Source organism: Streptomyces sp. NPDC005017, assembly GCF_042873115.1.
Taxonomy (GTDB): Bacteria; Actinomycetota; Actinomycetes; order Streptomycetales; family Streptomycetaceae; genus Streptomyces.
In genome coordinates this window covers 217,686-238,140 of sequence record NZ_JBIALD010000003.1, presented here as the reverse complement: position 1 = coordinate 238,140, position 20,455 = coordinate 217,686, and the positions used below count along the sequence as shown (strand labels likewise).

19 protein-coding genes, 1 pseudogene and 1 CRISPR repeat array are annotated in these 20,455 nt (G+C 72.8%); of the genes and pseudogenes, 13 read left to right on the top strand and 7 right to left on the bottom strand.

Annotation, left to right across the window (positions count from 1 at the left end; all coding sequences use genetic code 11):
• Positions 1-14 precede the first annotated feature (14 nt).
• On the bottom strand, positions 15-1,412 hold the full coding sequence (locus ACFYR0_RS06150; RefSeq protein ID WP_389322394.1) for a DUF6421 family protein: 1,398 nt from the start codon (positions 1,410-1,412) through the stop codon (positions 15-17).
• Positions 1,413-1,750: 338 nt separating this feature from the next.
• Here ACFYR0_RS06150 and ACFYR0_RS06145 point away from each other — a divergent pair, with 338 nt between their 5' ends.
• Positions 1,751-2,434 (top strand): glycerophosphodiester phosphodiesterase, encoded by a 684-nt coding sequence (locus ACFYR0_RS06145; RefSeq protein ID WP_389322392.1) that lies wholly within the window; start codon positions 1,751-1,753, stop codon positions 2,432-2,434.
• Between the two features lie 3 nt (positions 2,435-2,437).
• Here ACFYR0_RS06145 and ACFYR0_RS06140 read toward each other — a convergent pair whose 3' ends face one another.
• A complete protein-coding gene (locus ACFYR0_RS06140; RefSeq protein ID WP_389322390.1) occupies positions 2,438-2,983 on the bottom strand; it encodes a GNAT family N-acetyltransferase in 546 nt (181 codons plus the stop codon).
• Between the two features lie 123 nt (positions 2,984-3,106).
• On the opposite strand from ACFYR0_RS06140, the gene ACFYR0_RS06135 reads away from it, so the two are divergent.
• From ACFYR0_RS06135 to ACFYR0_RS06110, 6 genes and pseudogenes are all read left to right on the top strand, one after another.
• Complete coding sequence (locus ACFYR0_RS06135; protein ID WP_389322388.1) at positions 3,107-3,499, top strand: VOC family protein; 393 nt, start codon at positions 3,107-3,109, stop codon at positions 3,497-3,499.
• A 179-nt stretch (positions 3,500-3,678) separates the two neighbouring features.
• Complete coding sequence (locus tag ACFYR0_RS06130; protein WP_389322386.1) at positions 3,679-4,224, top strand: DUF5134 domain-containing protein; 546 nt, start codon at positions 3,679-3,681, stop codon at positions 4,222-4,224.
• A gap of 144 nt (positions 4,225-4,368) precedes the next feature.
• Complete coding sequence (locus tag ACFYR0_RS06125; protein ID WP_389322384.1) at positions 4,369-5,307, top strand: M56 family metallopeptidase; 939 nt, start codon at positions 4,369-4,371, stop codon at positions 5,305-5,307.
• 147 nt (positions 5,308-5,454) lie between these two features.
• Positions 5,455-6,123 (top strand): annotated as a pseudogene (locus ACFYR0_RS06120) (phosphatase PAP2 family protein); the annotation flags it as partial.
• 237 nt (positions 6,124-6,360) lie between these two features.
• Positions 6,361-7,050, top strand: coding sequence for an HAD family hydrolase (locus ACFYR0_RS06115; protein ID WP_389322382.1), 690 nt, complete (start codon positions 6,361-6,363; stop codon positions 7,048-7,050).
• 211 nt (positions 7,051-7,261) lie between these two features.
• Positions 7,262-8,062, top strand: a complete 801-nt coding sequence (locus tag ACFYR0_RS06110) for a TetR/AcrR family transcriptional regulator (protein WP_389322380.1) — start codon at positions 7,262-7,264, stop codon at positions 8,060-8,062.
• Here the strand turns inward: ACFYR0_RS06110 and ACFYR0_RS06105 are convergent.
• Positions 8,050-9,552: an LVIVD repeat-containing protein gene (locus ACFYR0_RS06105; RefSeq protein ID WP_389322789.1), complete on the bottom strand. Its 1,503-nt coding sequence runs from the start codon at positions 9,550-9,552 to the stop codon at positions 8,050-8,052. The genes ACFYR0_RS06110 and ACFYR0_RS06105 overlap by 13 nt on opposite strands.
• 216 nt (positions 9,553-9,768) lie before the next feature.
• Between ACFYR0_RS06105 and ACFYR0_RS06100 the strand changes: the two genes are divergently transcribed.
• Entirely contained in the window at positions 9,769-10,428 is a 660-nt protein-coding gene (locus tag ACFYR0_RS06100) for a DUF305 domain-containing protein (RefSeq protein ID WP_389322378.1), read from the top strand.
• Between the two features lie 111 nt (positions 10,429-10,539).
• On the opposite strand, the gene ACFYR0_RS06095 is transcribed toward ACFYR0_RS06100, so the two are convergent.
• Positions 10,540-11,313 carry a DUF6214 family protein gene (locus ACFYR0_RS06095; protein ID WP_389322376.1) on the bottom strand — a complete coding sequence of 258 codons (774 nt, stop codon included), beginning with the start codon at positions 11,311-11,313 and terminating at the stop codon, positions 10,540-10,542.
• Between the two features lie 219 nt (positions 11,314-11,532).
• On the opposite strand from ACFYR0_RS06095, the gene ACFYR0_RS06090 reads away from it, so the two are divergent.
• Positions 11,533-12,852 carry an FAD-dependent oxidoreductase gene (locus ACFYR0_RS06090; protein WP_389322374.1) on the top strand — a complete coding sequence of 440 codons (1,320 nt, stop codon included), beginning with the start codon at positions 11,533-11,535 and terminating at the stop codon, positions 12,850-12,852.
• Positions 12,853-12,936: 84 nt separating this feature from the next.
• Here ACFYR0_RS06090 and ACFYR0_RS06085 read toward each other — a convergent pair whose 3' ends face one another.
• A complete protein-coding gene (locus tag ACFYR0_RS06085; RefSeq protein ID WP_389322372.1) occupies positions 12,937-13,293 on the bottom strand; it encodes an ArsR/SmtB family transcription factor in 357 nt (118 codons plus the stop codon).
• Positions 13,294-13,392: 99 nt separating this feature from the next.
• Between ACFYR0_RS06085 and ACFYR0_RS06080 the strand changes: the two genes are divergently transcribed.
• Complete coding sequence (locus tag ACFYR0_RS06080) at positions 13,393-14,472, top strand: NADH:flavin oxidoreductase/NADH oxidase (RefSeq protein WP_389322370.1); 1,080 nt, start codon at positions 13,393-13,395, stop codon at positions 14,470-14,472.
• A gap of 250 nt (positions 14,473-14,722) precedes the next feature.
• The gene (locus ACFYR0_RS06075; protein WP_389322368.1) at positions 14,723-15,514 is read left to right on the top strand and encodes a pectate lyase; all 792 of its coding nucleotides are present in this window, start codon (positions 14,723-14,725) and stop codon (positions 15,512-15,514) included.
• A 74-nt stretch (positions 15,515-15,588) separates the two neighbouring features.
• Positions 15,589-15,789: direct repeats of the CRISPR family, unit length 24 nt; unit sequence GCACGCCACGCGCGCGTGGAGCCG.
• 8 nt (positions 15,790-15,797) lie between these two features.
• Here ACFYR0_RS06075 and ACFYR0_RS06070 read toward each other — a convergent pair.
• Complete coding sequence (locus tag ACFYR0_RS06070; RefSeq protein WP_389322366.1) at positions 15,798-16,541, bottom strand: PaaX family transcriptional regulator C-terminal domain-containing protein; 744 nt, start codon at positions 16,539-16,541, stop codon at positions 15,798-15,800.
• A gap of 104 nt (positions 16,542-16,645) precedes the next feature.
• Here ACFYR0_RS06070 and ACFYR0_RS06065 point away from each other — a divergent pair, with 104 nt between their 5' ends.
• On the top strand, positions 16,646-18,304 hold the full coding sequence (locus ACFYR0_RS06065) for a DNA alkylation response protein (protein ID WP_389322364.1): 1,659 nt from the start codon (positions 16,646-16,648) through the stop codon (positions 18,302-18,304).
• Positions 18,305-18,472: 168 nt separating this feature from the next.
• Here ACFYR0_RS06065 and ACFYR0_RS06060 read toward each other — a convergent pair whose 3' ends face one another.
• Complete coding sequence (locus ACFYR0_RS06060; protein ID WP_389322362.1) at positions 18,473-19,081, bottom strand: hypothetical protein; 609 nt, start codon at positions 19,079-19,081, stop codon at positions 18,473-18,475.
• Positions 19,082-19,364: 283 nt separating this feature from the next.
• On the opposite strand from ACFYR0_RS06060, the gene ACFYR0_RS06055 reads away from it, so the two are divergent.
• Positions 19,365-20,450 (top strand): WD40/YVTN/BNR-like repeat-containing protein, encoded by a 1,086-nt coding sequence (locus tag ACFYR0_RS06055; RefSeq protein ID WP_389322361.1) that lies wholly within the window; start codon positions 19,365-19,367, stop codon positions 20,448-20,450.
• Positions 20,451-20,455 lie beyond the last annotated feature (5 nt).

Below are 20,455 nucleotides of genomic sequence, written 5' to 3'. Positions count from 1 at the left end.
GGTGTGCCGGTCGCTCACGCGGCGACCCGCTCGGCGCTGTCCGCCGTGATGCCCTTGGTCGAGGCGATCACGTTCTTCAGCTTCTTGGACAGGGCCTCATAGAACATGCTCAGCGGAAACTCGTCCGGAAGCACGTCATCGACGAGCTTGCGGGGCGGCTGGGCCAGGTCGAGGGCGTCGGGACCCTTGGCCCACCGGGAGCCCGGGTGCGGGGAGAGATAGGTGGAGACCAGCTCGTAGCCGGCGAACCAGTGGACCAGCTTCGGACGGTCGATGCCGTCGCGGTAGAGCTTCTCGATCTCGGCGCACAGCTGGTTGGTGACCTGCGGGGCGCGCTGCCAGTCGATGAACAGCTTGTTGTCGGTCCAGCGCACCACGTCGTGCTTGTGCAGGTAGGCGAAGAGCAGCTGGCCGCCCAGGCCGTCGTAGTTGCGGTTGCGGTCGCCGGTCAGCGGGAAGCGGAACATCCGGTCGAAGAGCACCGCGTACTGCACGTCACGGGCCTGCGGGACGCCCTCGGCCTCCAGCTTCACGGCCTCCTTGAAGGCGGTGAGGTCGCAGCGCAGCTCCTCCAGGCCGTACATCCAGAACGGCTGGCGCTGCTTGATCATGAAGGGGTCGAAGGGCAGGTCGCCATGGCTGTGGGTGCGGTCGTGGACCATGTCCCACAGGACGAAGGCCTCCTCGCAGCGCGTCTGGTCGTGGACCATCGCGGCGATGTCCTCGGGCAGCTCGAGGCCCAGGGTCTCGACGGCGGCCTCGGTGACCCGGCGGAAGCGGGCGGCCTCGCGGTCGCAGAAGATGCCGCCCCAGGTGAACCGCTCCGGCGCCTCGCGCACGGCGATGGTCTCGGGGAAGAGCACCGCGGAGTTGGTGTCGTAGCCCGCGGTGAAGTCCTCGAACTTGATGCCGCAGAACAGCGGGTTGTCGTAGCGGGTGCGCTCCAGCTCGGCCAGCCACTCGGGCCAGACCATGCGCAGCACGACCGCCTCCAGGTTGCGGTCCGGGTTGCCGTTCTGCGTGTACATCGGGAAGACGACCAGGTGCTGGAGGCCGTCGGCGCGGCCCGCGGCCGGCTGGAAGGCCAGCAGCGAGTCGAGGAAGTCGGGTACCTGGAAGCCCTCGTCGGCCCACCGGCGCAGGTCGCCCACCAGGGCCTTGTGGTACGCGGCGTCGTGCGCGAGCAGCGGGGACAGCGTCTCCACGGCCTCGGCTATGCGGGCCACCACGGCCTCGGCGGCGGCACGCCCGGGGGCGCCCTCGGCGGTGAAGTCGATCGACCCGTCCTTGGACTGCCATGGCCGGATCTGCTCCACGGCATCCTTGAGCACCGGCCACGCCGGGTGCTCGATGACCCTGGTCATGGGAGGAACCTGTCCCTCCGAAGCCGTCTGCACAAGAATTTCCGTCATGTCCCATCCTCCACGCGAGAACCTCTCGTAAGGACACCGTAGGCATATGAGGTTTCCTCCAGCAAGGGGGGCCTCGGGAAAATCTCCTGTCGAACCGGGGGTTTCACTTCACTTTTTCCTGTCGAGGTGGGATCGGCCGAGGTACGGGCCCATGACGCCCGCATGGACGGGCGGTTTCCCGGGGAGTACGGAACAGGAGCGGGAACCAGCCATCGCCGGGTTCGGTCGCGGACGGGTCCATCCCGTCGGCGGCCCGTTAGGCTGCGGGACCTGCCGTGCGAACGGTCCGCTCCGGTTCGTACGGCACAGAGCCGCCGTCGACGGAAGCGAGGTACCCCTTGAACTTCCTCACCATCGGTCACCGCGGAGTCATGGGCGTCGAGCCCGAGAACACCCTTCGGTCCTTCGTCGCCGCCGAGCGCGGCGGCCTGGACGTCATCGAGCTGGACCTTCATCTGAGCAAGGACGGCGCCCTCGTGGTCATGCACGACGAGGACGTGGACCGCACCACGGACGGCACCGGCGCCGTGGCCGACAAGACCCTCGCCGAGCTGCGCACCCTGGACGCGGGGCGCGGTGAACGCGTCCCGGTCCTCGAGGAGGTCCTGGACGCGGTGCGCGCGCCGCTCCAGGCCGAGATCAAGGACGTGGCGGCGGCCCGGGCGCTCGCCGAGGTGATGCGCGAGCGGGACCTCGCGGACCGCGTCGAGGTCTCCTCGTTCCACGACGAGGCGGTCGCGGAGATCGCCCGGCTGGTGCCGGGCGCGCGCACCGCGCTGGTCGGCAGCCGCTACTCCACCGACATCGTGGACCGCGCGGTGGCGGTGGGCGCGGCCACGCTCTGTCTGAACATCCGCAGGATCACCCTGGAGGTCGTGGAGCGCGCCCGCGAGGCGGATCTGAGGATCGTCGGGTGGGTGGTCAACACACAGGAGCACCTGCGGCTGGTGCGCGCGCTGGAGCTGGACGGCGCGACCACCGACCACCCCGGCATCAAACGCACCGGCCGCTTCACCGCCTGAGCGTCACACCAGCGGCTTGACCAGCAGCTCGAACTGGAGGTCGTCGCGCTGCGGGATGCCGAACCGCTCGTCGCCGTACGGGAACGGGGTCATCCGTCCCGTACGGCGGTAGCCGCGCCGCTCGTACCAGGCGATGAGGTCCTCGCGCACGGAGATCACGGTCATGTGCATCTCGCTCACGCCCCAGGTCCGCACGGCCCGCCGCTCCGCCTCGGCGATGATCACCTTGCCCATGCCGCCGCCCTGGAGCCCGGGGCTGACCGCGAACATGCCGAAGTAGGCGTGGTCGCCGCGGTGTTCGAGCTGGCAGCAGGCCACGACGGCACCGTCCCGCTCCACGGTGAGCAGCCTGCTGTCCGCCGAGTCGATCACCGCGAGAACGCCCTCGGGGTCGGTGCGCTGCCCTTCCAGGATGTCCGCCTCGGTGGTCCAGCCGGTGCGGCTGGAGTCGCCCCGGTACGCCGACTCGATCAGCGCGACCAGCGCGTCCACGTCCGCGGCGGTGGCGTCGCGGAAGGTCAGTGCGGCTGCGGTGACGGCGGATTCCATGGACGCGGCTCCGATCTGTGGCGCGGTTCGAACACGAGGAGCCTAACCCTGGCCCGGGGGCCACTTGCCATAGTCGTCTCACAGGACGGGCGCGACCCGGGCGACCGATCTAGGCTCGCGGGCATGGTGCATGTGCTGAGCAGCCGCGTCCTGCTGCGGCCCCGCGACCCCGAGCGTTCCCGTGCCTTCTACGGCGGTGATCTGGGCCTCGCCGTATACCGCGAGTTCGGCACCGGCCCGGACCGGGGCACGGTCTACTTCCTGGGCGGCGGGTTCCTCGAACTCTCCGGCCGCACCGCGGAGATGCCCACCGAGGCGGTGCGGCTGTGGCTCCAGGTCGACGACGTGGCCGCGGCGCACGAGGAACTGCGCGCCAAGGGCGTCGACATCGCGCGGCCACCGGTCACCGAGGCGTGGGGACTGGTGGAGATGTGGATCAGGGACCCGGACGGCACGGAGATCGTGCTGGTCGAGGTGCCGCGCGACCACCCCCTGCGGCACCGGCCGGGCCTGTGACGCCGCCGGAACGCTGACGCGGCGAGGGGCTCTGCTCCGTCGAGTGCGCCACGTAACACTGACGCGGCGAGGGCCCGTGCTCCGTCGAGTGCTCCCCGTGTACACCCTTGCGCTCGCGTACGCCCCGTACGTCCCGGGCATCGCTTCGTTGGAGCGATCGTCGACGCGGGGAGGTACGGGTGCACGGACCGGCGTCGCCCGGCTGGCTGCTCGTCGCGCTGTGCTCGGCGACCGGCGCCTACTGTCTGCTGCGGCTGCGCAGCGGGGTCGAGGAGCAGCGCCGCGGCGCGGGCACCGAGGCGCTCATGGCGTTCGGCATGGCCGCCATGGCCGTGCCCGCGACCGTGTTCACACCGCCCGGCTGGGCCTGGCCCGGCTGTGCCGCGCTCTTCGCCGGGGCCGCGCTGCACTCGCTGCGGGCCGGGCGCGCCGGCGGGCATCAACTGCACCACCTGGTGGGCGACGGGGCGATGGTCTACATGGCCGTGACGATGTCCGCCTCCCCCGGGCACGCGCACGGCGGCTCCGGCGTGCCCCTGCTGACGGGCGCCCTGCTGCTCTACTTCACCGGCTACGTGCTGCTGTCGGGCGTACGGCTGGTGCCCGTGCCCGGGGTGTCCGCGGTGCCCGCCGGGGCCCTCGCCTGGGGCGACCGGCCGGAGCTGGTGAGGGCCTGCCGGCTGTCGATGGGGATCTCCATGGTGGCGATGCTGCTGGCGCTGTGACACCCGGCCGTCGCCAACTGCGGTGCGCCCGGCCCCCGCTGCCGTCCCGCCGCGCCGGGCGAGGACCGAACGAAACCGTGGTCTGCGTCACTTGGCCCGTTGGTCCATACCCCTGGACGGCCGCGCGCTCATAGGGTGGTGGACATGATGGTCCCCGTGGCACTGCTGCTGCTCGGCGCCCTGACCGCCGCGGTCACACCCCGCGTGCTGGCCCGGGCCGACTGGCCGGACCGTGAGCCCGTGGTGGCCCTGTGGGTGTGGCAGTGCGCGGTGGCGACCGTACTGCTGTGCTGCGCGCTCTCGATGGCCCTCAGCGCGGCGGCCGCCTGGCAGGAGGTACGCGGTCACCTGTTCGCCCCGGCCCCGCGCCCGGTCGTGGAGGCGTACGCGCTCGGCACCACGGGCGGTGGCTGGGCGGCGGCCACCGCGGTGGCGCTGGCGCTGGGCGGCGTGTGGAGCGCGGCGATGCTGGTGCGCGAGGTCGCCCGGGCCCGCACCCGGCGCAGCCACCGGAGGGCCGAACTGCGCTTGCGCGCACCGAGGTTGCCCGGCGAGGAGTCCGGCCGCGGACGGCTGGTGGTGCTGGAGGGCGAGCGGCCCGACGCCTGGTGGCTGCCCGGTTCGACGCCCCGCCTGGTCGTCACGACCGCCGCGCTGCGCCGGCTGAAGGGGCGGCAGCTCGACGCCGTCCTCGCGCACGAGATGGGACACGCGCAGGCCCGGCACGACTGGCTGCGGCACTGCTCGGCCGCGCTGGCGATCGGGTTCCCGCAGATCCGGGTGTTCGAGGCGTTCCGCGACGAGATGCACCGGCTGGTCGAACTGGCCGCCGACGACACCGCCTCCCGGCGCTTCGGACGGCTGACGACGGCGCTGGCGCTGGTGGGACTGAACGAGGGCCGGGGCGTCTTCGGTCCCTGCCCCACGACCGACGCGCAGGTGCCGCAGCGGGTGAACCGGCTGCTCACCGCGCCGGACCGGCTCACCCCCAGCCACCGTCTGCGGCTGACGGCCGCGGCCGCGCTGGTGCCGGTGATACCCGTGGTGGTGGCGTTGGTACCAGGGCTGCGGGCCCTCGGATAGCGCCGTCCCGCCACGGGGCGGCCGCCTGGTACGGACGCGGCCCCTGAGGGGCGGACGCCACGCCGGCCCCGTCGGCGGCACCCGCGCCACCCTGTCCCACGGCCCCGTGGTTGGCCTCGGGCCCCACGGTTGGGCAAGGATCGGTCCATGGCACCGTCACCCACGGAAACCCAGCCCCGGTCCCCCCGCCGTCACCGCGCACTGCGTGCGGCGAGACCACTGGCCGTGTGTTCCGTTCTGCTGGTGGTGCTCGTGGGAGTGGCGTGGCATCCGCTGATGTCCGTCGACCGCTCCGTCGCCCGCACCACGCACCGCTGGGCGGTGGCCGAGGACGGCCTGACCGGGGTCGCCCGCGTCCTCACGGACTGGGTGTGGGACCCGCAGACCATGCGGGTGCTGTGCGCGGTGGCGGTGCTGTGGCTGGTGCTGCGGGTCGCGGCGCGCTGGACGGCCCTGTGGCTGGTGGTCACCGTCGCCGTCGGCACGGGCGTCCAGCAGACCCTGAAGGCGGCCCTGGGCCGGGAGCGCCCGCGCTGGTCCGACCCCGTGGACTCGGCCCACTACGCGGCGTTCCCGTCCGGCCACGCCATGACGGCCACGGTGGTGTTCGGCCTGCTCCTGTGGCTCGCGCACCGCTACGGCGTGAGCCGTGCCGTGTTCCGCGCGGCGGTGGCGGTGGCCGTCGTCTCGGTCCTCGGGGTCGGGCTGACCCGGATCTGGCTGGGCGTGCACTGGGCCACGGACGTGCTGGGCGGGTGGCTCCTGGGCGCGACCGTGGTGGCCCTGGCGGTGGCGGCACACCGGCGGTGGCTGCCCGCCCCGCCCCGCAGGACACCGCCTCCGCCGGGACGCACCGGGTCCGGTCCCGAACACGGGTCCGGCCTTGAACACGGGTCCCGTCCTCAACGCAGGTCCGGGCCTGAACGCGGGTCCGGCCTTGAACACGGGTCCGGGCCTGAACACGGGTCCGGGCCTGAACACGGGTCCGGGTCCGGCCCTGAGCCTGGATCTGGCCCCGGGTCCGGGTCCGGGTCCGGGTCATAGGATCCGATCATGACCGCTGTGCTGTTCGACTTCTCCGGCACCCTCTTCCGGATCGAGTCCGCCGAGTCATGGCTGGCCTGTGTGCTCGCCGAGTCCGGGATCACCCTGTCCGGGCCGGAACTGGTCAGGACGGCTCGGGCCCTGGAGGAGGCCGGGGCGCTGCCGGGCGGGGCGAACCCGCTGCGCCTCCCCGAGGACCTCGCCACCCTCTGGGAGGTCCGCGACGAGAGCGCGGAGCTGCACCGGGCCGCGTACACCGGCCTCTCCCGCCGGGTCCGGCTGCCGGAGCCCGGCCTGCACGACGCGCTCTACGAGCGCCATATGACACCGGCCGCGTGGACGCCGTACCCCGACGCGGCCGAGGTGCTCGGCGGGCTGCGGGAGCGCGGGATCGCCGTGGGAGTGGTCAGCAACATCGGCTGGGACCTGCGCCCGGTCTTCCGCGCGCACGGGCTCGACGAGTTCGTCGGCGTCTACGTCCTGTCGTACGAGCACGGCGTCCGCAAGCCCGATCCGCGGCTGTTCGCCACGGCCTGCGAGGCGCTCGGCGCCGATCCCCGGCAGGTGCTGATGGTGGGCGACGACCGGCGGGCTGACGGCGGCGCGGCCGCGCTCGGTTGCCGGGTGCACTTCGTGGACCACCTGCCCGCCGACGCCCGCCCCGACGGACTGCGGCCGGTGCTGGACCTCATGGGCTGAGCCGGGGGCGGGGAGCCGTCGGCCGGCCCGGGTGCCGTGATCGCCCGGAAGAAATAGCCTCAGGCCACCAACAAGGTGAGAAAAGCCGCCCACCTCGGACGATCCCCCGCGTCGCCCGAGGCGGACGGCAGCCGAGACCACGCACCCGAAGGAGCGTGGCCCGCTGCGCTGAGTATAGTTGGCTGGCAGCCAGTCAACGCAGGAGTCCAGCATGTCCCCGCGCAGCGCCCAGGTCAATGAAGAGTTGCGACGGCGCTCGCGCGAACGGCTTCTCCAGGCGGCGGTCGAACTCGTCGACGAACGCGGCTACGAGGCCACGACCCTCGGTGACATAGCGGACCGGGCGGGCTCCGCACGCGGTCTGGTCTCGTACTACTTCCCCGGCAAGCGCCAGCTGGTGCAGTCCGCGGTGCACCGGCTGATGCACCGGACGCTGGAGGAGGCCCTGGAACGCGAGCCGCGCACGGACGACGGCCGGGAGCGGATGGCGCGGGCGATCGACGCCGTACTGGGACTCGCGCGCGACCACACGGTGCTCATGCGCCAGCACATGGCGGGGCTGCTCCAGGCGGAGGGCTTCGTACGGTGCGCGGAGCAGCAGCGGCTCGGCGAGCTGCTGCGGGACACCGTCACCCGGCTGGGCTGCGGGGACCCGGACGCCGAATACGCCATGCTGCGCTCGCAGTTGATGGGCGCGGTGTACGCGATGGTGCTGCCGAACGTCGGCCTGCCGATGGAGCCGCTGCGCGCGGAGCTCTTCCGGCGTTACGGCCTGGACCGGGAGATGGGGGTCCCGCCGGACACCGAGGCGCCCGGCGGGAGGTGCGACGAGGATCTGTCGCGGTTCTTCTCCACGGACACCCGGCCCGTGGATCAGGGGCCGACGGACGAGCGGCCCGTTGAGCCCGTCGGCGGACCGCCCGTCAAGCGGGAGCCCGCGGACGGGACGCCCATGGAGCGAGAGCCCCGGCCGGACGGCCGGCCGGGGCCCGTGTCCGGTCAGTCGAAGTAGTCCGGCTGGGTCTGGACGTTGAGCTCACGCAGCTGGATCCGGCGCGCCGGGTCGGTGAGCTTGTCGCTCACCCGCAGCACGTCGAAGCCCTTGGCCATGTCGTTCGAGTAGATGTAGCCGTTGTAGTAGTACGCCGACCAGGTGCCGCCGACCGTGAGCTGCTGGGTGCTCAGCGGGCCGCGCTCGAAGAAGCCGATCTCCTTCGGGTTGGCGGAGTCGGTGAAGTCCCAGAGGGAGACACCGCCCTGGTACCAGGCCTGGACCATGATGTCCTTGCCCTTGACCGGGATGAGCGAGCCGTTGTGGGCGACGCAGTTCTCGGTCGCGGCCTGCATGCGCGGGATCTTGAAGTAGCTGCGGAACACCAGCTTGCGGTGGTCGCCGCGGCCGACGATGTCGTAGATGCCGTCGGCACCGCGCTTGGCACCGGTCGCCTCGTTGCAGGTCGCGCCGACGCCGCCGCCCAACTCGTCCGTGAAGACGACCTTGTTGGCCTTCTGGTTGAAGGTCGCGGAGTGCCAGAAGGCGAAGTTGACGTTGTCCTGGACGCGGTCGATGACCTTCGGGTTCTCGGGGTCCTCGATGGAGAACAGGATGCCGTCACCCATGCAGGCGCCCGCCGCGAGGTCCTTGGAGGGCAGGACCGTGATGTCGTGGCAGCCGGTGGTCTTGCTGACGCCCGGGTTGGTCGGGCCGCCGGGGTTGCCGCCGCCGTCCGGGCCCTCGCCGGGGAACAGCACCGGGAAGCCGACGACCGCCGCCTTCTCGGGAGCGTTGCGCGGCACCTTGATCACGGAGATGCCGTCGTGCGGCGGCTGGCAGTCCGGGTAGGTGGCGTTGGGCGAGTAGGAGGAGACGTAGACGTAGACGTTGCGGCGCTCGGGCACCAGCGTGTGGGTGTGCGAGCCACAGGCGGTCTCGACGGCGGCGACGTACCTCGGGTTCGCCTTGTCGCTGATGTCGAAGACCTTCATGCCCTCCCAGGACGACTTCTCGGTCGCGGGCTGGGTGGTGCTGTTGCAACTGCTGTCGCTGCGCGAGGAGTCGGTGGACAGGAACAGCAGGTTGCCGGAGACCGAGATGTCGTTCTGCGATCCGGGGCACAGCACCTGCGCGACGGTCCTGGGCGCCTTCGGGTCGCTGATGTCGAAGATGCGGAACCCGTCGTAGTTGCCGGCGAAGGCGTACCGGCCCTGGAAGGCCAGGTCGGAGTTGGTGCCCTTCACCAGGTCCTTGGGGACGTTGGCGACGTGCGTGATGTTGGCCGAGTGGACGATCTCGTCCTGGCCGGGTATCTCGCCGGCGTCGATGGCCTCGCGCACATCGGCCTCGGCGCTGCGGGAGACGTCCTTCCGAGTCGTCGGGACGTCGCCGGGGTCGGGGGTGGCGACGGCCGGGTGAGCCGTGAGCAGCGCGGCCAGCAGGCCGGCCGCCGCGGTGGCAACTCCCAGTCGTCTGCGCCGCGTTCGGGGGTTGTTGGACAGGGTCACTGCTGCTTCCTCCCTTGTTCCGTTCACGACGGAACGGTTCACGGACCCCCGAAGTATCGTCTGCATCATGCACAGATCAACAGGGGTTAAACGGAGATGTAATCCAGGTTTTTGATCAGTGATGCGCGGAACCGTGCTAGGACAGTCATCAACACTCACAAGGTGTGCCTGCTCATCCCTCCCCCGGAGCGGACAACCCAGCCACAGGAGGCCGTTGTGCATTCCCGCCGCGCGCTGCGTGCATCCCTCGCGTCGGTATCGCTCGCCGCCCTGGCCGCGTTCACGCTCGGCGGCTGCGAATCCGGCTCCGAAGACAACGCCAAGTCCCCGGCATCGAGCGGTCCTTCGGTGCTCCAGCCGGGCATGCCGGGCGAGGACAACCGGACCCTGTCGGCCGAGGAGGCCGCCGAGCAGCGGGCCGAGGACGACACCCCCAACTCGGCCGACGTGTCGTACGTGCGCATGATGATCGAGCACCACCAGCAGGCATTGGAGATGTCCGAACTCGCCCCGAAGCAGGCGGAGTCGGCCCAGGTGAAGCGGCTCGCCGAGCGCATCACGGCCGCCCAGGGGCCGGAGATCGGCGCGATGAAGGGCTGGCTGACGGCCCATGACCAGCCGGAGCGGGGCGAGGGGCACGACCACGCCGCCATGGCCGGGATGGCCACCGAGGCCCAGTTGACGAAGCTGCGGGCGGCGCGCGGCGAGGACTTCGACGCCCTGTTCCTGCAGCTGATGATCACCCATCACGAGGGGGCGATCACCATGGCCACGGACGTGAAGGCGCAGGGGAACAACATCCAGGTCGAGGAGATGGCCGACGACGTGGTGGCCCAGCAGACGAGCGAGATCTCACGCATGCGGGACATGGTCTGACGGCCGGGCCCGCCGCGTCCGACGTCGGCAACCGGCTCCGCCGCGCGCTGCTTTGAGGCCCGGTCTCACCATGCGCGACAGTCAGGGCAGGCGCTTTGCCACGCGCGGCCGTCAGCGGCGGGCGTGACGTGGCGTCAGGAAGCCGATGTCCCTGGCCTGGGCGATGAGCTTCAGCGACCTTCGGCGGCTGTGCCCGGTCGCGCACATCACCGCGAGGACCGGGTCGACGCCGTCCTCCTGCGCCGCCCGGTACTCCTGGGCGACGAGCCGGCGCCCCTCGACACCCCGCGGCCAGGCGGGGCGGGCGCGGCTGGGGGCGGGGGTGAGGGCGAGGGCGTCGGGGTGGCCGGCGGGGTCCTCGGGATCGGCGAAGCCGTCCGGGCCCGTGGAGCCGTCCCGGCCCGCGAACTCGTCCTGCCCGGGGGGCTCGCCCGTACGGCCGAAGCCGTCCGGGTCGTGCGGGTCGTCCGGGTGGTCGTCCAGGTCGCTCAGGTCGTCCAAGCCGTCCAAGCCGCCGAAGCCGAAGGACCCGCCGGCCCGGAGCCGGGCCTCGGTGTCGGCCTCGGCCCCCGCCCGCGCGCCGCTCTCCTCGTACGGCTCGATCCCGCACGGTTCGAAACTGCCCGGCCCGATCCCGCCCGGCTCCATCCCGCACGGCTCGATCCCGCACACCTCGGACAGCGGGCCCTCGATCCAGTCGGCGAGGACGGTGAGGTCGGCGAGGGAGAGGGCCGGCTGGGCCCGGACGTCCTCGATGGACAGGCATCCCGCGCTCACCACGGCCAGCGCGTCCACCCGGGCACCGTCGGCGAAGCCCAGCCGTACCTGGAACCAGGACGTGGCGCCCGCACCCTCCCGCACTTCCCACGCGGGCCGGACGGACACCGCTCCGTCCTCGAAACGGCGATCAGAAAGATTGAGAAAGGATGCTTCTAGCACACACGCAACGTAACCGCATCATCACATTCCATACGAAAAGATCGAAAGGACACGCACACCGGGCACTCCGACGGGTCAGCTCCGCCTCTCCCCCGGCGGGCCCGCCGGTGCGATGCTGGAGGCACCAGCGATCTCCTGCCACATCTCGGGACGAGGAGTTCCGCCGTGCTGCGTGTCGCCGTCGTCGGTTCCGGACCCAGCGGGGTCTACACCGCGCAGGCCCTGGTCCAGCAGGACCCCGCGGTGCTGGTCGACGTACTGGACCGGCTGCCCTGCCCGTACGGACTGGTGCGCTACGGCGTGGCGCCGGACCACGAGAAGATCAAGTCCCTCCAGAACAACCTGCGTACGGTTCTGGAGCACGAGCGGGTGCGCTTCCTCGGCGGGGTGCACGTGGGCACCGGGGGCGTGGCGGCGGAGAGGCTCCGCGAGCTGTACCACGCGGTGGTGTACTGCGTCGGCGCCGCCACCGACCGCCACCTCGGCATCCCCGGCGAGGATCTGCCGGGCAGCTGGTCGGCGACCCGGTTCGTGTCCTGGTACAGCGCCCATCCGGACGCCGTGGACGACGGGTTCGTGCGGGGCACGCGGTCGGCCGTGGTCATCGGGGTGGGCAATGTCGCGGTGGACGTCACCCGCGTCCTGGCCCGGGGAGCGGCCGAGCTGAGCCCCACCGACATGCCGCAGGCGGCGTTCGCGGCACTCGCCGCGAGCGAGGTCGCCGACGTGCACATGGTGGGGCGGCGCGGCCCGTCCCAGGCCCGCTTCACCACCAAGGAGCTGCGCGAGCTGGGCGGCCTGCCGGGTGCCGAAGTCCGTGTGGATCCAGCGGAGTTGGCGCTCGACCCGGCCTACACGGACGACGCGTCCCTGCCCGCCGCGCGGCGCCGCAACGTGGAGGTGCTGCGCGACTGGTCCGCACGGCCGCCCGGTGACGCGCCGCGCCGCATCCACGCGCGGTTCTTCCTGCGCCCCGTCGAACTCCTCGCCGACGGCGGCCGGGTGGGCGCGGTCCGCTTCGAGCACACGCTGCCGGACGGGCGCGGCGGGGTGACGGGCACGGGCCGGTTCGAGGTGATCGAGGCCCAGCTGGTCCTGCGTTCGGTCGGCTACCAGGGCGTGCCGCTGGCGGGCCTGCCGTTCGACGGCACCACGGGCACCGTGCCGCACACGGCAGGCCGGGTCGCCGAGGGCGAGTACGTGGCGGGGTGGATCAAGCGGGGCCCGACGGGCGTCATCGGCACGAACCGCCCCTGCGCGAAGGAGACGGTGACGTCCCTGCTCCAGGACGCGCCGGAACTGCTCCGCAAGGACGTCCCGGACGACCCGCTGACGGCGCTGCGGGCGGCGGGGCTGACCCCGGTGCAGTGGGCCGGATGGCAGTCGATCGAGCGGGCGGAGGCCGAACTCGGCGCGTCCCTGGGCAGGAACGTCGTGAAGCTCCCCGACTGGCGGTCGCTCCTGGACGCGGCCGGGGCGGGGTAGCGGCGGCAGCCCCGGCGCCGGGCGCCTCGCACGGCGCCGCCCGGGGAGCGGCACACCCCCTCAGTTCCCGGAAACCCCGGAACCTTACGCCCCCGCGCTTCCCGCCTGCCGGGCCGCGGCGGCGATCAACGCGTCCAGCAGCCCGGGGAAACGATCGTTCAGGTCGTCCACGCGCAGGCCGTTCATCTTGGCCGTGCCGCGGTACACCTGCCTGATCACCCCGGCCTCCCGCAGCACCCGGAAGTGATGCGTCGTCGTGGACTTGGTGACGGGCACGGCGAACTGCGAGCAGGTCAGCTCCACACCGCCCGCGGCGGCGAGCTCGCTGACGATCTGGAGCCGCATCGGGTCGGCGAGGGCGTGCAGCACGCCCTCCAGCCGGATCTCCTCGCTGGCCGGGTGCGGCAGCTCGCGGCCGGCGGCGGGTGCGGTGGGCGTCATGGAAGCCATTGTACGAAGGTCTTCGTAGTTTGACATCTCCCGTACTACGATGAGTATCGTACGACTCGTCGAACGGTCCCGTGACGAAAGGGAGTCGCCGTGAGTGCGCTCTTCGAGCCCTACAGGCTGCGCGATCTGACCATCCCCAACCGGGTGTGGATGTCGCCGATGTGCCAGTACTCGGCCGCCCCCGAGGGTCCCGACGCCGGAGCCCCGCAAGACTGGCACTTCGCCCACTACGCCTCACGGGCGGCCGGCGGCACCGGTCTCGTCCTCGTGGAGGCCACGGCCGTGAGCCCCGAGGGCCGGATCTCGCCCTACGACCTGGGCCTGTGGAGCGACACCCAGCTCGAGGCGTTCCGCCGGATCACCCGCTTCCTCACGGCGCAGGGCACGGTCCCCGGCGTCCAGCTCGCCCACGCCGGGCGCAAGGCCGCCACCGAGCGGCCCTGGAAGGGCGGCAGGCCGGTCGGGCCCGAGGCGCACGGCTGGCAGCCGGTGGCACCGAGCGCGGTGCCGTTCGCCGAGGGGCATCAGACGCCCGAGGAGCTGAGCGTCGAGGGCATCGAGGAGATCGTGGGGCGGTTCGCCGACGCGGCACGGCGCGCGCTCGCCGCGGGCTTCGAGGTCGTCGAGGTCCACGGCGCGCACGGCTATCTGGTCCACGAGTTCCTGTCGCCGCACTCCAACCGCCGTACCGACGCCTACGGCGGCTCGTTCGAGAACCGCGCCCGGTTCGCCCTGGAGGTCGTCGACGCGGTGCGCGAGGTGTGGCCGCAGGGCAAGCCGGTGTTCTTCCGGGTCTCGGCGACCGACTGGCTGGAGGAGGGCGGCTGGTCCGCCGACGACACCGTCCGCCTCGCCCGCGCGCTCCAGGAGCACGGCGTCGATCTGCTCGACGTGTCCAGCGGCGGCAACGTCCCCGACGCCCGGATCCCGACCGGGCCCGGCTACCAGGTGCCCTTCGCCTCCCGGGTGAAGGCCGGGACCGCGCTGCCGGTCGCGGCCGTGGGCCTGATCACCGACGCCGAGCAGGCCGAGAAGATCGTCGCCAACGGCGAGGCCGACGCCGTCCTCCTCGGCCGTGAGCTGCTGCGTGACCCGTACTGGGCCCGGAAGGCGGCCCGCGAACTGGGCGGCGAGGTGCGGGTGCCGGACCAGTACCACCGCTCGGTCTGACCCGGGTGCACACGCGTCTCCGAGGGGGCGCACCGGACGCCGGTGCGCCCCCTCGGCGTCAACTCGTGGTGCAGACCTTCGCGAGGAGGGACGTCCCGCCCGGCGGCGTGGCACGCTCCGCCAAAGTGTTGAAGCGCTCCCACACCTCTTGACTGGAAAGCGCTTTCTATCTACGTTCCGTTCAGCACCATGACCGATTCGAGCCGCACCACGTAATGACCCCCACCATCACGGAGGAAGGAATCGGGACATGACCTCTCCCCGACACCCGCGCGGGCGCGGGCGCACCACGGCCGGCGCACTGACCGCCACCGGCCTCTCGATTGGCATGCTCATGGCTAGCGCGGCGCTCACCCCGGCGAGCGCCGCCGCCTGGCCGTCAGCGTCCGGCAGCCAGGCGGTCACCGCGACCATCAGCCTGACCGGCTCCAAGGACTACGGCATGCTGCGCCTCTACGGCAGCGGGGCGCTGGGCACCGGCGACCAGGCCGAGGACCAGAAGCCGATCCTCACCCTCGCCGACGGCGTCACCCTGAAGAACGTGATCATCGGCGCGCCGGGCGCCGACGGCATCCACTGTCTGGGCAGCTGCACCCTTCAGAACGTCTGGTGGGAGGACGTCGGCGAGGACGCCGCCACCTTCCGCGGCGGCTCGAGCGCCACGTACAACGTCGTCGGCGGCGGTGCGAAGAAGGCGTCCGACAAGGTGTTCCAGCACAACGGCGGCGGCACCGTGAACATCTCCGACTTCGCGGTGCGGGAGTTCAAGACGCTCTACCGCTCCTGCGGCGACTGCTCGACGCAGTACACCCGCAAGGTCAACCTCAGCACCGTCGAGGTGACCGGCACCGGCAGCACGGCCCGGCTGGTCGGCATCAACGTCAACCGCAACGACGTGGCCACCCTGCGCGGCATCACCATCCTCAACGACGCCTCGCGCAAGGTCGTCCCCTGCCAGAAGTACAACAACAACACGGCCGTCGGCAGGGGCCCGGACAGCACCAACTGCCTTTACTCCACCTCGGACATCACCTACCGGTGACGCCCCGGCGGTGAGGGCGGCCGCGCGGAGCATCCCCGCACGGCGCTTCGTACGGTCGCCCTCGGCGCCCTCGTGTCCGGCACGCGCGCGTGGAGCCCGGGTCGTTCGGCGCGCGCACAGGGCCGGATGGACACGCCACGCGCGCGTGGAGCCGAGCGACCGCCCAAGCCGGTGCTGGACCCGGAGGTCAGCACGCCACGCGCGCGTGGAGCCGATGTGCCGGCCGACCGGCGGCCTGAGGCGGACGAGCAGCACGCCACGCGCGCGTGGAGCCGCTGCGGCTCTACGCGCGCGTCGCCAACTGCCGGGCGAGTTCCCGGCGGTAGTCCGCGTAGGCGGTGCGCAGGGCCGTGCCCGGCCAGCCCGTGGGCAGCAGGGCGTCCGGCAGGACCGGGTCGGCCAGCAGATGGCGGACGATCGCCGCGTAGGCGGTGAGGCGGTCGGTCGGACCGACGGACCGCCCCCCATGGGCCAGCAGGGCGTCCGCCGTGGCCGCCCAGTCGTCCAGCGGCCACAGCCGTGCGGCCAGTTCACGCGGGGGCCGGGCGGGGCGGGCCGTACCGAGCTCGGCCACCCGCCCCAGTTCCCCGGGCAGTTCGCGCGAGAGGTTGGCCGGGCGCAGCCAGACGCCCTCGCGGAGTTCGGCGAGGCGCAGCGCGGTCAGCCGGGTGCGCAGCTCGGCGCGTTCGGCGGGGCCGCGGCCCGTCGCGGTGACCACGACCATCTCCCAGTCGCCGTCCCACGCGCGCGTGTGCGGCCGGACCGCCTCGTCCTGGCGACGGCGGCGTTCGAGCAGCCGCTCCCCGATGCGGTACCCGGCCCCGGTGCGGCGCAGGTCGCCGGCGGCCGCCATCCGGCTGAGCGCGGCCCTCAGGGTCGACCCGCCGACCTCGAACGGCTCGACCGCGCGGGCGAGGTCCCTCGCGGTCATCTCGGGCGGGTCCGCCCCGAGCAGCAGGCTCAGGACGACGGACCGCGCGGACAGCGGGCGCAGCTCCACGGTGCCGGGGCCTGCCGGGGCGGTCATCCGTGGGACCTCGTGTCGTGGCTGCGCATGGCCTCGTACTGTACGGGCCGGAAGACGATGTTGCATCATTGCTGCGACCGCAGAGATAGTGCAACACTCGCGTCATGGTCTCGACACCCGTACACGAGCGGCACACGCGGTACGCGACGCACGACGTCACCAACCAGGCCCCGCCCCTGGCGCCCTACGACGCCGCCGAGGACGCGGCCCTGCTGGAGGGCCTGCGCCGGGAGGGCGCCGGCTGGGCGGAGGCCGACATCCGCCGGCTCGGCCTGCTGGCGGGCGGCGCGGAGGCGCAGGAGTGGGGCGAGCTGGCCAACCGGTACGAGCCCGAGCTGCGCACCCACGACCGCTGGGGCCACCGCGTCGACGAGGTGGAGTTCCACCCGAGCTGGCACCGGCTGATGCGGGTCGCGGTCGAGGAGGGCCTGGCCGGGTCGCCGTGGGCCGACGACCGCCCGGGCGCGCATGTCGCGCGGACCGCGGGCGGGCTGGTGTGGAACCACAGCGAGGCCGGGCACGGCTGCCCGACCTCGATGACCTACGCGGCGGTCCCCGCGCTGCGCCGCGAACCGGAACTCGCCAAGGTCTACGAGCCGCTGCTGACCAGCCGGGAGTACGACCCGGGGCTGCGGGTACCGGCCGAGAAGCGCGGGCTGCTCGCCGGGATGGGCATGACCGAGAAGCAGGGCGGCTCGGACGTTCGCACCAACAGCACGGTGGCCACGCCCGGTTCGGAACCCGGTGTCTACACCCTGCGCGGGCACAAGTGGTTCACCTCGGCGCCGATGTGCGACGTGTTCCTGGTGCTGGCGCAGGCGCCGGGCGGGCTGTCCTGCTTCCTCGTGCCCCGCGTACTGCCCGACGGCACCCGCAACACCTTCCGGGTCCAGCGGCTCAAGGACAAGCTCGGCAACCGGTCCAACGCGTCCTCCGAGCCGGAGTTCGACGGCACTGTCGCCTGGCTGGTCGGGCCCGAGGGGCAGGGCGTCAAGACCATCATCGAGATGGTCAACTGCACCCGGCTGGACTGTGTGACGGCGTCGGCGACGCTGATGCGCAGGACGCTCGTCGAGGCCGGCCATCACACCCGTCACCGCAGCGCGTTCGGGGCACGTCTCGCCGACCAGCCGCTGATGCGCAACGTACTGGCCGACCTGGCGCTGGAGTCGGAGGCCGCCACGACGCTCACCCTGCGGCTGGCGGGGTCCGCCGACCGGGCGATCCGCGGGGACGAGGGCGAACGCGCGTTCCGCCGCATCGCCACGGCCGTCGGCAAGTACTGGGTCACCAAGCGGGGCCCCGCCTTCACCGCCGAGGCCCTGGAGTGCCTGGGCGGCAACGGCTACGTCGAGGACTCCGGCATGCCCCGCCACTACCGCGAGGCTCCGCTGCTGTCCATCTGGGAGGGCTCCGGGAACGTCAACGCCCTCGACGTCCTGCGGGCGTTGACACGCGATCCGCGCACGGCGGACGCCCTGTTCTCCGAACTGGCCCTGGCCCAGGGGGCGGACGCCCGTCTCGACGCGGCGGTCGGGCGTCTGAGGGAAGGGCTGGCGAGCGCGTCCGAGACCGGCGCCCGCCGGCTCGTGGAGTCCATGGCCCTCGCCCTCCAGGCGTCCCTGCTGGTCCGGTACGCGCCCCCCGCCGTCGCGGACGCCTTCTGCGCGACCCGGCTGGGCGGCGACTGGGGGCACGCCTTCGGCACCCTGCCCGACTCGGCGGACCTGGACGGGATCCTGGGGCGGGCGCTCGGGCTGTGAGGCCCGGGGTGGAGCGCGGGCAGCTTCGCGGGCCTGGGTCGAGGGCGGGGCAACACGAGGTCGGGGCGAGCGGCCGCCCGAGCCGGAGGTCCGCGACCGGAGCGGAATCGCCGGTCGCGGACGCTGCCCCACGCCAGCCCCTGCCCCCGCCTCTGCCCGCCCCGCCGCTCAGGCGTCCTGCGGCCCCGAGCCCGTCCGGTGGCCCCACAGCGGGTCGAAGCGGAGCCAGTCCGTATCCCACTGGTCGAGCCGCCGGCACTCCAGCCGGTCGCGCACCGCGCGGCCGCAGGCGAAGGGGACCACGGCGGCGCCGAGGCCGATGAGCGTGCCGACCAGCGCGGAGCGCACCCGCGCCTCGGCGGCGCCCGTCGGCTCGCTGACGAGGCGGCCCTGCCGGTCCGTCCAGACCTTCACCGCCGTCCCCGCCACGGTGCCCGGCGCGACCCGGGCCTGACCGGACCGCGGGGAGCCGTCCGGCGCGCGCCAGCCGATCCCGGCCCACACCTGGGAGCCGCTCGCCGCGCCGGGCCCGGCGGGCACACCGGGCGCGCGTTCGGTCAGCCGGGCGGTGACGGGCCGCCACTCCGCGCGCTCCCGCGCCAGCCCCCGTTCCACGGAACCTGCGACCGTCAGGCCCGTGAGCACCCCGCACAGCACGGTGAGTGTCCAGGCCGCCAACAGCACCCAGCCCTCGACCACGTCGGACCGCCGCCGCAACGGGCTGCGCCGCCAGCGCCACAGCCACACGTGCCCAACCCTCCGACCCCGCAGCCTCATCGAGGGCCGCCTCCTCACGAGCACTCGGTCCACCCCGTCGCCGTCCCATACGGGCGCCGGCCCGCCGATGCTCAGGGCGTGCCCGCGCCCCGGCGGTGGCGCGCGGCCGGCGCCTCGGCGAGACCCGTGGGGTCGCAAGGGAGCCCTACTCGCCCCCGGGCGATCACGGGACCTGCCGCCCGACACACGCTGACCTGCGGAGACGGCCGTCCCCAGGTGACTGTCAGTGGTGGGGTGCAGACTGGCCGGTGTCTGAGACGAAGACGTCGCGGAGGTGACCGGCATGACCGAAGTACTGCTCGCCGTGGGGACCCGGAAAGGCCTGTTCATCGGGCGCCGGCGCGAGGGCGCCTGGGAGTTCGACGAAAGTCCCTACTTCAACGCGCAGGCCGTGTACTCGGTCGCGATCGACACCAGCGGCGACACCACGCGCCTGCTCGCGGGTGGCGACAGCGCGCACTGGGGCCCGTCGGTGTTCCATTCGGACGACCTCGGCCGGACCTGGACCGAACCGGCCGCGCCCGCGGTCAAGTTCCCCCAGGACACGGGGGCTTCGCTGGAGCGGGTGTGGCAGCTGCACCCGGCGGCGGCCGAACCGGGCGTGGTGTACGCGGGGACGGAACCGGCCGCGCTGTACCGCTCGGAGGACCGCGGAGAGAGCTTCGCCCTGGTCCGCCCGCTGTGGGAGCACCCGACCCGCTCCCAGTGGGTGCCCGGCGGTGGCGGCGAGGGCCTGCACACCGTCCTGACCGACGAGCGCGATCCGGCCGCGGTCACCGTGGCCGTGTCCACGGCGGGGGTGTTCCGCACCGGCGACGGCGGCGCGAGCTGGGCGCCGTCCAACTCCGGTGTCTCCGCGGTGTTCCTGCCCGATCCGGACCCCGAGTTCGGGCAGTGCGTGCACAAGGTCGCGCGGGACGCGGTGAACCCGGACCGGCTGTATCTCCAGAACCACTGGGGCGTGTACCGCAGCGACGACGGGGGCGGGCGGTGGACCGACATCGGCAAGGGCCTGCCGTCCACCTTCGGTTTCGCGATGGCCACGCACCCGCACCAGGGCGACACCGCCTACGTGTTCCCGATCACCGCCGACTCCGACCGGGTCCCGGCCGACCACCGCTGCCGCGTCTTCCGCACCCGGGACGCGGGCGAGACCTGGCAGCCGCTGACGGCCGGACTCCCGCAGGGCGACCACTACGGCACCGTGCTGCGCGACGCCCTGTGCACCGACGACGCGGACCCGGCGGGCGTGTACTTCGGCAACCGCAACGGCGAGGTGTACGCGTCGGCCGACGACGGCGACAGCTGGCGGCAGTTGGCCTCGCACCTGCCCGACGTGCTGTGCGTGCGGGCGGCGGTGGTCGCGTGAGGCGG

Excerpts from the sequence above, each read along its gene's own strand:
- ACFYR0_RS06125 (WP_389322384.1), top strand. The coding sequence starts at position 4,369 with ATGATGGTCCCCGTGGCACTGCTGCTGCTCGGCGCCCTGACCGCCGCG.
- ACFYR0_RS06065 (WP_389322364.1), top strand. The coding sequence starts at position 16,646 with ATGGTCTCGACACCCGTACACGAGCGGCACACGCGGTACGCGACGCAC.
- ACFYR0_RS06110 (WP_389322380.1), top strand. The coding sequence starts at position 7,262 with ATGTCCCCGCGCAGCGCCCAGGTCAATGAAGAGTTGCGACGGCGCTCG.
- ACFYR0_RS06135 (WP_389322388.1), top strand. The coding sequence starts at position 3,107 with ATGGTGCATGTGCTGAGCAGCCGCGTCCTGCTGCGGCCCCGCGACCCC.
- ACFYR0_RS06140 (WP_389322390.1), bottom strand. The coding sequence starts at position 2,983 with ATGGAATCCGCCGTCACCGCAGCCGCACTGACCTTCCGCGACGCCACC.
- ACFYR0_RS06060 (WP_389322362.1), bottom strand. The coding sequence starts at position 19,081 with ATGAGGCTGCGGGGTCGGAGGGTTGGGCACGTGTGGCTGTGGCGCTGG.
- ACFYR0_RS06150 (WP_389322394.1), bottom strand. The coding sequence starts at position 1,412 with ATGACGGAAATTCTTGTGCAGACGGCTTCGGAGGGACAGGTTCCTCCC.
- ACFYR0_RS06075 (WP_389322368.1), top strand. The coding sequence starts at position 14,723 with ATGACCTCTCCCCGACACCCGCGCGGGCGCGGGCGCACCACGGCCGGC.
- ACFYR0_RS06115 (WP_389322382.1), top strand. The coding sequence starts at position 6,361 with ATGACCGCTGTGCTGTTCGACTTCTCCGGCACCCTCTTCCGGATCGAG.
- ACFYR0_RS06085 (WP_389322372.1), bottom strand. The coding sequence starts at position 13,293 with ATGACGCCCACCGCACCCGCCGCCGGCCGCGAGCTGCCGCACCCGGCC.
- ACFYR0_RS06055 (WP_389322361.1), top strand. The coding sequence starts at position 19,365 with ATGACCGAAGTACTGCTCGCCGTGGGGACCCGGAAAGGCCTGTTCATC.
- ACFYR0_RS06070 (WP_389322366.1), bottom strand. The coding sequence starts at position 16,541 with ATGACCGCCCCGGCAGGCCCCGGCACCGTGGAGCTGCGCCCGCTGTCC.